Here is a 12098-nt window from a genome sequence, read left to right as displayed (position 1 = left end):
CTAGATAAAATCTGGACGTTTTTTGGTAACCCTTCATATCCCTTTGCGTGTTGCGTCTCAAGACTATCGTTTAGTGGGCCTTAACGATGGTCTTTTCTTGCTGTGTAATACTGAGATTGTCAAATTCACCACTGCCGAGACCAATCCAACAATAGCCATGATAAAAGCAACTATTTCATATTCATCCACCACTATTACACCATTATTCAGTCAGCGAACATTTGTACTTATACACACTCTCTTTTTTCTACTCTATAGATCACACAAAATAAAACCAGAAGTTATTCCCAGACGAAAAGCACCACACTTATAGCGGTGCTTTTCTTTATACATATTCTCTAATAACTTTCTAAACAGATAACAAATCGCTCCCCGTTTCCTACACCTTTAAACTAACCTTAAATACCAACCTTACAACGATAAATCGGCTGTCCTTTTTCCGAAAATCGCTTTTCATATTCCGTCATCACATTATCCGGATCCTCTACTGCATGCAAATCCAGATTCACTTCCTCAAGCTTCATGCCAAATTGGGAAAAGCTAACCAGCGAATACTCAAAGAAGCCCTGATTATCTGTTTTCAAAATAACTTCTCCCTCTGGTTCAAGCACCTGCTCATACTGCTCCAAAAATGGATGATAGGTAAGTCTTCTCTTTTCATGGCGATTTTTCGGCCATGGATCGGAAAAATTTAAATAAAGCTGTGAAACTTCATTTTTTGCAAATATATCCAGAAGATCCTCTGCATTTACATGTAAAAGCTTTACATTCGGCAATGCTGCATCAGCCACCTTTTGTGCAGCGCGAACAATGATTGTTTTGGCTATTTCAATCCCAATGAAATTAATATTTGGAAACTTCCTGGCCATGCCGACAATAAATTGCCCCTTACCTGTCCCGATTTCTAAATGAACTGGATGATCATTTCCAAACATTGCCTTCCAATCACTCTTCTTTTCCATTGGTTCTGGTACAACTATATCTGTATGACTTTCTATAAATTCATCAGCCCACGGCTTATTCCGTTGACGCATTTCTATAACGCTCCTTGCAAATATTTTAACTGTATACAATAACTAAAAATAACAAAACTAACTGCGAGGTGATTTTTATGGGTTTAAGCGTAAATGACCAATTAACATTATTACTCGACCTGCTTGATGAACAATCGGGTGAGAACAGTGCAACGCATAGTGAATATCAGCAAATTGCCCGCTTGGTTACATCCATGCTCGATAATCAAACAATCCAAAATCATGAAGTACTGGATATGCTGCCACAAATATATGAATACGGCAAACAGGGCGAAAGTGCTTCAAATGTTACAGATCATATTACAAATAACAAGCAAAATATTGAAAGCTGGATTAGTGCCATTAATCACATTACCCTAAAATAAATGATTTCACATGCACATTTAATTCCTGCAAATCTCTGAGCCGCTCTGTTACCTTGAACGGCTCGTTTCTCTCACTGTGCCAGCTGACGTATTGAAGGGTATCCAACATTAAATACCAATACATTCGTTCATACAAATTTGTCTCATTGATCAAGCCGTATTTCTTTAACCAGTCATTCCATTCCTCTTTCGGGATATACCACTTTAACACCATGCCAAAATCAACGACTGGATCAGCAATCCGCGCATTGTCCCAGTCCACAAGATATAGATTATCTTCTTTTGCCATGAGCAGATTATTATGGTTTAAATCCCCATGACAAACAACCGGCGTTTGTTCCTCCGTTACCTGTAAAAGCTCCTCCAGATATAATAAAGCAGTATGAACTTCGTGATAGCCATTAATCAGGTTCGAGCTATCTAGTCGTTTTTTTACGAATTCAAATTGCGTATGAGCACTTAATGGCGTTTTTCCCAGCCTCATTAGCATGTAAAGCAGTTCCTGGGAATCATGGATTTTCCGGATAAGTTCTGCAACCTTTTGCTCTCTCATTTCACTTTGCTTTAACTCTCTTCCTTCCACCCATTCCTGTGCTGTAATGACGTCCCCGTTTTCCATCCGTTTTGTCCAAATCAGCTTGGGAACTATTTCTTCTGCGGACAGCACTGCAAGAAATGGCGAGGAATTCCGTTTCAGAAAAAGCCGTTCCTCATTCTTTGCCGCCAAATATGCGTCACCAGTCAGCCCGCCTGCCGGTGTTACATCCCAATCGTTTCCAAGAACTCGCTTCAGCCAGTCCACCATAGATCACTCACATCTTTCAATTTTAAGGTTCAATATTTTATTTTATAGTGACAGAAAAGAAAATACAAATAGTTTTTTCAAGAAACACTAAGATTATCTTTTTCGGTTGTCCCCAAAATGGAAATTCCTTTTCTCTCTTTCGTTATCTTACACGAATAACAGGTATCTGTCTGCCCGTCTACCTGGTAATCCATTTTCTGTTTGGAAGTAATTTTAAGCGATGTTGTTTCCATTACTTCCACTTCCCTGTAATGAATATGCTTCCCTGTAAAAACAGTCATAAATAAAGCTAAAACTTTCCATTTTGAAATGGAATGAATTACAAGAACCGAAAATGTATTAGATTGAATTTTGGCCGTGGGAATGATCTTCATACCGCCACCATAATATGGGTGATTTGTGATCGTAACCATCCAGCAATTTGAAAGCTCTCGAATCTTTCCATTTACATTCAATTCTACTTCCGTTGGTTTAAATGTAATTAATATCTGAATAAGTGCAATAGCATAACTAAGCTTGCCAACGTTTAAAAAATTCAATATCCGTTTGTAAAAGGAGTAATTCGCTTTCTTTGCAATCAATGCATCAAACCCGAAACCCATACTATTAACAAAATTGCGTTTTCCCGCGTCGTCCAAATGGTAATCACCCAAAAAATATGGCGTTTCTGCCTTTCCTTCCACGATGCTTTTCAATATTTCCAGCGGACTTTCATTTAATCCAATCCCTCTGGCAAAATCATTACCGGATCCGCCCGGAATAAAAGCAATCGGCATATAATGATAATCCACCCCATTGATCACCTCATGCAATGTGCCATCCCCGCCAACTACAATAATAGCAGAAATTCCCTGCTTATTTGGAAGTGATCGGACGATTTCTTCAGCATGTCCTTCGTATTCCGTATAATAAAACGAACTATTTATTTTTTGATAAAGCTCCGTCTCCTCCAGCTTTGAAAAAGTCCGCTTCGCCCTGCCGTTTCCTGCTTTTGTATTTACAATAAAAATATACATCGCATCTATTCCTTCTCTGTAAAACGAAAATCATCCGTGTCTTCTTCCCATTCCGGCCGTTTTACAGATGTAGTCTGGCAAAATTTGAGCAAGGCCTCGGATGCTTTCAACTGATTGCTTTTTAACGGAGAATCCAATTGACGTTTTTCCTGAAACCATTTCTCATATTGCTGCTTGCCAACTATCTTTGTTTGGTAAGGTTCTTGAGCAAAAACAATCGGATTCACTCTTGATAAAATCGTTTTTTGAATATCGAAATCATGCTTTTCGGCATGAAAAATACTGCGGATAATTTTTTCCGTTCGTTTTAAGGAGATTAATGGGTTTAATAATTTTCGCTGTTCCTTTTCTGTTTCGATTAACCACGTTCGCTCATCCCCTGCCATAATGGTAGCTTCTTCTTCTGCTTCTGCAAGGTAAATAATCTCGACACCAAGCGGACTTATCATGATTATTTCTCCATCCACAGGCGCATTTTTAATCGAAAAAATCGGATAGAACATAATAAGATAAGTATCCGGAAAGCGCTGCAGAAAATATTTTAAAACCGGATCCGTATAATAAGTTTTATCCATAAATGAAGCATCTGTTACCGTGGAAGTTGCCCATTTTAATTGAAAATGGAGCAGCTTATCCAGAAAATGCTGTTTTAACTCCTGTTCCGTCTCGGGGAGCTTTTCCTCGCTCTCCATCTCTTCTAGCGGAAAAGGACTTTCTTTATTTCTTTTAAATACTGATTTAATACGAGTTAAGGCTGACTCCTGTTCTGACTCCTCTTCCCTTTTTTCTGGTTCTTTTTCCGGATTTTCCCATAAATGATGCAGCTTTTCCCATTGATCTTTCTTTAGCCGAATATATTGGCTTGGATAACGGTACGCGTCCCATTCATACCGGGAAATATAATCCTGTAGCTTAATAAGCTGAGCCAGTGTTTCCACCTCCCTGCACTAGAATTTTGGCAACCGCTTCGTATTTCGGATTCTCCTTTGGATGAATCCGAAACAACACAATATCCTCTACGGGCAATGTTTGCTTTATCAGCGTCTTACTACCAAGTATTTGATTGATATTCTTTATTTCAGCTCCATCCCATTTTTTAGCTAAAGTTATATGTGGACGGTAATCACGTTTTTCTTTTTCAAATCCAACATCGGCGCAAATTTTTTCCACATTTCTTTGAAGCCTCATGAGAGCTTCTGTTTTTTTCACTCCAGCCCAAAGCACTCTCGGTTTCTTTGGATTTCCAAAAGTTCCAAGTTCTCCAGTCTCTAAAGAAAAATGATCAAACCGATTAATATCCTGTAATTTATTTTCCAATAGAGTTAATTTATTATCGTCCATGGCACCTAAATATTTTAGCGTAATGTGAAGATCCTCTTTATGCGGCCACTGTTTATACGGAAATTCTCGTTTTAAATCTTCCTGCCAGGTTGAAAAATACATCTGAAGTGTCTCCGGTAAATGTATCGCGATAAAATAATGGGATGACATGCAATCCAAACCCTTCCTATTTTTTCAATGCTTCCAAATAGCTTTGTTCTTCGTCAGTCAGTCTCCGGTAGGAACCAATTGGCAAATTTTCATCCAAACTGATACCGCCCATTGTCAGCCGCTTCAAGTAGACTACTTTTTTCCCAACTGCCTGGAACATCCGCTTGACCTGATGAAATTTCCCCTCGGTTATCGTGATTTCCACCTCGGACGCTTCTCCACTTCTCAAAATGTTGAGTCCAGCCGGTTTTGCCTGATAACCATCATCCAGTACAACGCCTTTTTCAAATTCTTGCACATCTTTTTCTGTAACATTTCCTTCTATTTTTGCATAGTATGTTTTTTCTACATCCTTTTTTGGAGAGGTGAGTTTATGTGCCAGCTCTCCGTCATTGGTAACCAATAGCAGCCCTTCAGTGTCTTTATCAAGCCTGCCAACTGTAAACGGCTTAAAACGCTGTTCAGCACTATCCAGCAGTTCGATCACGGTTTTATCCCTGGCATCCGTAGTAGCTGAAACAACACCCGGAGGCTTATGCAGCATAAAATAAATGTATTTTTCATAATGAACAGTCTCATCATCGAGTTTGACGACATCGGTTTCAGGATTTACTTGATATCCCCCATCCTTGACTGGCTTATCGTTGACAGTAATTTTTTTTTCTTCAGCATGCCTTTGACATCTTTTCTGCTGCCATAACCGGCATTGGAAACAAGTTTATCCAAGCGCATCCTTAAACCTCCTTTTACCTTCCAAAGATACGATCCAGAAATCTGATTCTGCTTCCCAAAACACGTTCCAGCAATGTGGAATGATAGGCAAACCATAAATAAATGAAAGCACCAACGGTTACGCCAATAGCAAGCATCACAATCGCCCCCATTTGTGTTTCTTCATATGGGATAAACAATCCGAAAATAAGTTTTAATAAGAGAACCGTTGCAGTCATGATCACCACAAATATCCCTACAAGCATTGTGCGTTTAAAAATCTGTCTAAATGAAAAGTCAATCGCAACTTTTATCCGCCATAAATTCAAGGTAACGGAGGTGATTACTGCAAGCGCTGTGCCAAAGATAGCACCTTTTGCACCAAACATATGAATGAGCTGGATATTCAGCGTGATTTTTAAAAATAATCCGGCAGCCAGACTGTATACCGCATATCGCTGTTCGTTAATCCCCTGCAGCACAGCGGACGACACGGTAAACAGAGCAAAAAACAAAGCAACTGGTGCATACCAGGCAAGCAAAGATCCTGTTATTTCAATATCCTCCATTCCGTACAGTGCGCCGTACGCTTCATGGGATAACAGTGACAATCCGACTACTGCCGGAATAATCAGCACCAGGATCACCTGGAATGCCTGGTTGATTTGCTGTGTCAAGAGTTTATCATCTTTTTCTACAAATGATTTCGTTAAAGCAGGCATGGTTGCAATGGATAAACCGGTTGCAAGTGTTATTGGAATAATTACAAGCTTATGCCCATAAAAGTTTATCACCCCATAGGATGTTTCCCATACATCCTGCAGTCCAATCGCAACCATGGCTCTTTCAAATGTGAATTGATCCGTTAATTGGTATAACGGGATTGCAAGACCTACTAATACAAATGGACCAGCATAGCGGAACAATTCTTTAAATAAATCGCTCGTTGGAATCTCATGTGTGTAGACCTGCTGCTGCCTCTGCCTGTCAATATGCGGCTTGCGTTTTCTCCAGTAAATATATAAAGCCGTACAGGAAGCCAGCGCTCCAAGAAATGCAGCAAACGTGGAAAAACCGACAGCAGCAGTTACCGTTCCACTTAAAAGATTAATGATAATAAAAGAACCGCCTAAAACAAAAGCAATCCGGACAATTTGCTCAATGACCTGAGAAACGGATGTAGGACCAAAAGACTGATGACCCTGAAAAAAACCTCTGACAATACTCATTGCAGGAATGACAAGTAATGCTACACTGACCGCTCGAATCACAAAGGTAACATCCGCTGCAGAAATGCTGTCCGGATCATCACTCGTAATCATCCGTTCGGCAAAGAATTCAGCACTAAAAAAAAGTGCCAAAAACGAAAGCATTCCTGTAATACTCATTAATACCATTCCGGCCTTAAACATCCGCATACCGGTCTCATAATCCCCGACAGAATTATACTTAGAAACAAATTTTGACACAGCCATCGGTACGCCGACGGTAGATAAACTGATGAAAATACTGTATGGCGTATAGCCGTAAGCAAATAGCGTACCACCTGCTGGGCCTACAAGCTGATAAAAAGGAATGACATAAATCATTCCCAGAAATTTAGATAAAAACGATGCACCCGTAAGTAACATGGTGCCTCTCATAATATTCGACATTATTTCACCCGCAATTTTTAAATAATAGCACGAGTTTGTTTCATTATGTATAAATATTAAACAGAAAAAACAAACACCTTGTTCTATTTTATCACATTTTATTTATTTGGAACACGTGAAACACAGGGACAATTCTTCTGTAGCATCTGCTCGGTGAAATTACCGCCATTTGGTAACACTTCAAGAAGATGAATGAACAAAAAAGCTCACCGGTGTTCGGTCTCTAATCTTTGCTATCAGTTACCGAAAGTAAAAGAACCACCGGCAATCGGGCTCCGTCGATATAATACGTCACAGTCAAATTATAAAGTGCTTACAGAGAGTTATCCATCAGTCAATCCATGCGGCCCGGTGTTAAGAAACTTGGCGAAAACCAAATCATACCCTCTTAATAATAGCCTCGCTTACAAGGAAATGATAAGATACAAAGACAATATCAGTTTCAAGCTTTCCAATAGGAGGAACAATGCATGAAATACGACGTAATTGTCATAGGCGGTGGACCGTCCGGACTAATGGCAGCCATTGCCGCAGCAGAACATGGTGCAAATACATTATTACTGGAAAAAGGAAAAAAGCTGGGAAAGAAACTTGCTATCTCCGGCGGTGGCAGGTGCAATGTGACAAACCGGCTCCCGGAAGATGAAATCATTAAACACATTCCCGGTAATGGCCGGTTTTTATACAGCGCTTTTTCCGTATTTAATAATGAAGATATCATTGCATTTTTTGAAAACCTGGGCGTAGCGTTAAAAGAAGAAGATCACGGCCGCATGTTTCCTGTCTCGAATTCGGCAAAATCTGTCGTTAATGCATTGATTAATCAATTGGAGAAGCTTCAAGTGACAGTGCAAATGAATACGAAAGTGGAAGCTGTTCATTATGATGAGTATCATCATAATGTTATTCTTTCCGATGGAGAAAAAATAAACACAAAAGCAATCGTCATCGCATCTGGTGGCAAAGCTGTGCCGCATACCGGTTCTACAGGCGACGGGTACGGATGGGCAAAAAAAGCCGGCCATACGATTACCGATTTATATCCGACGGAAGTGCCGCTAACATCAAAGGAGCCATTTATTCAAAACAGGGAGCTGCAGGGCCTGTCACTAAGGGATGTATCGTTATCCGTAATGAACCAAAAAAACAAGCCCATCATTACCCATCGCATGGATATGATCTTTACCCATTTTGGCATTTCTGGTCCGGCTGTATTGCGATGCTCCCAGTTTGTCGTAAAAGAGCTGATGAAAGGGAATGAAAAAGTAAATATGTTGCTGGATCTATTGCCTGATGACAATGAGGATCATCTGTACAGACAACTTCAAAACAGTATTTCCGAGCAACCAAAAAGAACACTGAAAAATTTGCTGAAAGGACTTGTTCCTGAAAGAATGCTCTTATATATACTACGAGCCAATAACGTTGAAGAAGAGGAAAAAGCAGGGACCATTTCCAAGGAAAAGCTTCGGTCTATTACCCATACCTTGAAAAAGTTCACCTTCTATGTTCACGGATCACAGCCGATGGAGAAGGCTTTTGTCACCGGGGGTGGCTTGTCAACGAAAGAAATTGTCCCTAACACGATGCAGTCAAAAATAATGGACGGCCTATTTTTTTGCGGAGAAATCCTCGACATACACGGCTACACAGGAGGTTACAACATCACCTCCGCCTTAGTAACAGGAAGACTCGCCGGCATGAATGCAGCTTGGACATGAAACAGCAGGACGGTTTTTTTGTTGCAAAGCGCGCTACTGTTATTGTGAACTTTGGCATTGACCAAAATAGAAGTGGGCAATTATCATTAATTCCATAAGGGTTGTTCAAAAAAACTTAAAATTTAGTCGCAAGTTCTGTTGCCAGATGATACCTGACATGTTTCATCCTTTTTGCAGCAAGCTATTACTGTCCAGGCACAAAATTTGGCTCATGGAAAGGATGGATTTGTATGCAAAATAATGGAGTATGGATACCACTCATTGCATCTGTAGGTGTTGGAGCAGCTACGTTTTACTCGATGACGAAACACAACCAGAATTTAGGGCAAACCATGCAGCAAATGATTCCATTGGTCTCCCAGATGAATGGCGGAGGAAATCAGCAATCCCAGATGAATACCAATTCAGATGGGGGACAACAGCAATCCCAATCCCAGCAGCTTGGACCCTATGGCATGAGCTAGCACTATAACCACGGCATTCGCTTTCCGAGCGAATGCCTATATAATCATTTTAAAATCAACATATTAATCTCAGGCGTATTAAACAAACGAAAATTCAAAAAAGAAATAGCATCACTGCTCCCAAGCCCCCTGCTGACATACTGCTTTGTTCCAGTATACTCCCAAAGACCACTTACACGGTCTCTTGGCGGAAAAAAGCTATTCGGCTTATACCAGGGTTCAGGGACAAAAAGGGCTCCGATAACTGGTAGCCGAATTTGCCCGCCATGATAATGGCCTGCAAGAATTAAATCATAATCAAGCCATTTTAAGTCAGGATTATTTTTTATATGGTCTATCCGCACATCAGGTACAGGATAATGGTTTAAAGCCACTACTACTCCTCTTTCAGGTAAAGTAATCTCTTCCCAAAGCGCTGCCTGGTGTTCATGATATTTGCTATCCTTATTATAATCAGGCCTTACAATGCCTTTTGTCTTTCCAATGTATTCCGGATTTGCTATAATAGATAATTCAAAATTAATAAAGTGAATGTTTTCGTCATTAACTGCTACACTATCCATTGTTTCCAGTAATTTTACCCCTCTTTCCTCCATCCCCAAAATAAAATCACTTTTCTCCACCGAAGACCCAATCTGATAACTGTCCGGATCCGTATTTCCCGGGACGAACCAGGCGTTCTCTTTATTATCAATACCTTCGATCAATGTATAGAAACTTACATAATCGGTACTTTCCTTATCATCCAGCATATCACCGGTAAAAACAATGGCATCATAATCTGCAGCATTAATCGCTTCAATCAATCCTGTTTGTTGATCGCCGAATTGATGTTCATGTAAATCTGAAATTTGGAGAATGCGAAAATCCTGCAGCTGTTCAGGCAAGTTATTGATAACTATTTCCTGCTCAATTACTACAAATCGATTATTATCCCAAAAAACATATAACACAAAAACTATTATGAAAAATAAAAACCCCATCAACATTTTCCCACCCGCTTTTTTCACGCTCGATCGCTCTCCAATATATTATTCAACGTATTGCTTCCAACTGGTTATCCAGCAAATGCCGGAACATGCTTTTCTTATCCCTGGAAAGCTGCTTAAAACCTCCCTGCTGTATAATTTTACCATCTTCCAACACGACAACCTGATCAGCATTTCGAATCGTGGATAAACGGTGGGCAATGACAATAAGCGTCATTTTTCCTTTTAACCGTTCCAGGGCTTCCTGGATTTTGGTCTCATTATCAATGTCAAGGGCACTGGTGGCTTCATCAAGAACGAGGATGGAAGGCTTCCTTAATATAGCACGGGCGAGCACGAGACGCTGTCGCTCTCCGCCGGACAATTTCACCCCGCGATCCCCAATCAATGTTTCCAGTCCTTCAGGCAACTTACGCACAAAATCGCCTGCGGAGGAAAATTCCAATGCTTCCCAAATCTCTTCCTCTGTGGCATTTGGTTTCACAAGAAGCAAATTCCCCCTAATACTTTCGTTGAATAAAAACGGATCCTGCGGTACATAGCCAATCGATTGCCTCAGAGACAAAAGAAGATCGTCAGACATTGGGCTGCCATCAATAAGCACCTGCCCTTCCCCCGGCTTATTCAGACCCATTAATAAATCAATTAACGTACTCTTCCCCGCACCGGATCTTCCGACAACAGCAGTCATCCGATTGGCTGGGACGGAAATATTAATATCCCGCAATGCATAAACCGGCTTTTCCTTATCATAACGGAAATAGATACCTTCGCATTGTATACTGTTCTTTATTTCAAGAGAATCAGCACCATCATCCAATCCAACATCAAATTCCCTTGCTGCCTCAGCCTCCTGCTGCAGCTCTTTTACCGCTTTAAAAGCAGGGATCGTCGACGCTATTTTTTCAAGGGACGCTTGAATTCCTGCAACCCGTGGCCACAGCCTGGAAAAGATTACAATAATAAGCATAAGCTGAACCGCGTAAGCATGAAACAGCGTTACCGAAATATAAATGAACAAAGCAATCAGGACCGCGGAAGCCACTTTATAGTAGAGCTGTGAAGTGGATTTCAACCTGGTGTAAGCAACTTGCTCCTTTTGCATTTCATTTGTGATAGAGGAATACCAGTTCATTCTCGAGGCTTCCAGCGTATTGCTTTTTATATCCTTGATGCCGTTTACCTGATCGGTAATCCCTCCCATATAATTTCTCCCCAGTTCAAAATTCCGCTGCCCGAGGGTGAGGGATTTCTTTAAAAATCTCCGGTTTAAAAAAATCAAAATTAACCCAAACGCTAAAACAAACAGAGTGATCGTCGGTGATAGCCAAAACGCCAATCCGATCTGGATGATGGTTAAAATAAGCGAGGCGACAAACTGTAAAAAAGAATGCGTCCCCACACTTGCCCGGGCAATCTCTGCGGTTAAGATATGGATCAGGTCAGATTTTCTTCGTTTAATAAAAAACTTCCAATCCGCATGCAATAAGCAGCGATAGGTTTCCAGCCGCATATGCCTTAAAAATCCATGCTGAAGCTCGGCGTTTTTCACTGTCAGCTGTCTGTTCACGATATTTTGCCCAATGACTACGATGACAAATATAGCCAGGACTGCAGGAAGTCCGAAAGAGACAGGGATATTTTCAATAAAACCAAAAAAGCTTTCAAGCGGAATTCCCGCTGTACCACCCATATCGACGATTCCGGTCAATGTAATCATAGGTATCAATAAAAGAATTCCAATCCCTTCCATTAAGCCGATCGCCATCATGGCGAACAGATTGATATAGAGGATTTTTCCCGAAAAGGCGTGTATTTGTTTTAAAAAGTATATAATATGCTTCATC

11 protein-coding genes and 1 pseudogene are annotated in these 12098 nt (G+C 40.5%); 3 read left to right on the top strand and 9 right to left on the bottom strand.

Going from position 1 to position 12098, the window contains the following annotated elements; all coding sequences use genetic code 11:
• Positions 1 to 398: 398 nt before the first annotated feature.
• Entirely contained in the window at positions 399 to 1034 is a 636-nt protein-coding gene (trmB, locus tag ACDX78_RS08840; RefSeq protein WP_486027077.1) for a tRNA (guanosine(46)-N7)-methyltransferase TrmB, read from the bottom strand.
• Between the two features lie 77 nt (positions 1035 to 1111).
• Here trmB and ACDX78_RS08835 point away from each other — a divergent pair, with 77 nt between their 5' ends.
• Positions 1112 to 1399: a YtzH-like family protein gene (locus tag ACDX78_RS08835; RefSeq protein WP_486027075.1), complete on the top strand. Its 288-nt coding sequence runs from the start codon at positions 1112 to 1114 to the stop codon at positions 1397 to 1399.
• Here ACDX78_RS08835 and ACDX78_RS08830 read toward each other — a convergent pair.
• The 6 genes and pseudogenes from ACDX78_RS08830 to ACDX78_RS08805 form a co-directional block, all read right to left on the bottom strand.
• Positions 1386 to 2204, bottom strand: coding sequence for a phosphotransferase (locus ACDX78_RS08830; protein WP_486027074.1), 819 nt, complete (start codon positions 2202 to 2204; stop codon positions 1386 to 1388). The two genes, ACDX78_RS08835 and ACDX78_RS08830, sit on opposite strands and share 14 nt — an antisense overlap.
• Before the next feature lie 77 nt (positions 2205 to 2281).
• Complete coding sequence (locus ACDX78_RS08825) at positions 2282 to 3220, bottom strand: diacylglycerol/lipid kinase family protein (protein ID WP_486027073.1); 939 nt, start codon at positions 3218 to 3220, stop codon at positions 2282 to 2284.
• 5 nt (positions 3221 to 3225) lie between these two features.
• Positions 3226 to 4158, bottom strand: coding sequence for an NERD domain-containing protein (locus ACDX78_RS08820; RefSeq protein ID WP_486027071.1), 933 nt, complete (start codon positions 4156 to 4158; stop codon positions 3226 to 3228).
• A complete protein-coding gene (gene thpR, locus ACDX78_RS08815) occupies positions 4133 to 4711 on the bottom strand; it encodes an RNA 2',3'-cyclic phosphodiesterase (RefSeq protein WP_486027070.1) in 579 nt (192 codons plus the stop codon). Before thpR ends, ACDX78_RS08820 begins: the two co-directional genes overlap by 26 nt.
• 16 nt (positions 4712 to 4727) lie before the next feature.
• Positions 4728 to 5443: pseudogene (locus tag ACDX78_RS08810) on the bottom strand (pseudouridine synthase).
• Positions 5444 to 5457: 14 nt separating this feature from the next.
• Positions 5458 to 7077 (bottom strand): putative polysaccharide biosynthesis protein, encoded by a 1620-nt coding sequence (locus ACDX78_RS08805; RefSeq protein ID WP_486027068.1) that lies wholly within the window; start codon positions 7075 to 7077, stop codon positions 5458 to 5460.
• A 470-nt stretch (positions 7078 to 7547) separates the two neighbouring features.
• Here ACDX78_RS08805 and ACDX78_RS08800 point away from each other — a divergent pair, with 470 nt between their 5' ends.
• Both ACDX78_RS08800 and ACDX78_RS08795 read left to right on the top strand, forming a co-directional pair.
• Positions 7548 to 8798, top strand: coding sequence for a BaiN/RdsA family NAD(P)/FAD-dependent oxidoreductase (locus ACDX78_RS08800; RefSeq protein ID WP_486027066.1), 1251 nt, complete (start codon positions 7548 to 7550; stop codon positions 8796 to 8798).
• Between the two features lie 230 nt (positions 8799 to 9028).
• The gene (locus ACDX78_RS08795; RefSeq protein ID WP_486027064.1) at positions 9029 to 9262 is read left to right on the top strand and encodes a hypothetical protein; all 234 of its coding nucleotides are present in this window, start codon (positions 9029 to 9031) and stop codon (positions 9260 to 9262) included.
• 44 nt (positions 9263 to 9306) lie between these two features.
• Here the strand turns inward: ACDX78_RS08795 and ACDX78_RS08790 are convergent, their stop codons facing one another.
• A complete protein-coding gene (locus ACDX78_RS08790) occupies positions 9307 to 10245 on the bottom strand; it encodes a metallophosphoesterase (protein ID WP_486027062.1) in 939 nt (312 codons plus the stop codon).
• A 52-nt stretch (positions 10246 to 10297) separates the two neighbouring features.
• Complete coding sequence (locus ACDX78_RS08785; RefSeq protein ID WP_486027061.1) at positions 10298 to 12097, bottom strand: ABC transporter ATP-binding protein; 1800 nt, start codon at positions 12095 to 12097, stop codon at positions 10298 to 10300.
• Between the last annotated feature and the right edge of the window lies 1 nt (position 12098).

It is taken from the genome of Virgibacillus oceani, assembly GCF_041521345.1.
Lineage (GTDB): Bacteria > Bacillota > Bacilli > Bacillales > Amphibacillaceae > Virgibacillus_N > Virgibacillus_N oceani_A.
Note: the sequence above shows the minus strand (reverse complement) of the source record. Positions and strands in the feature narration are given on the sequence as shown.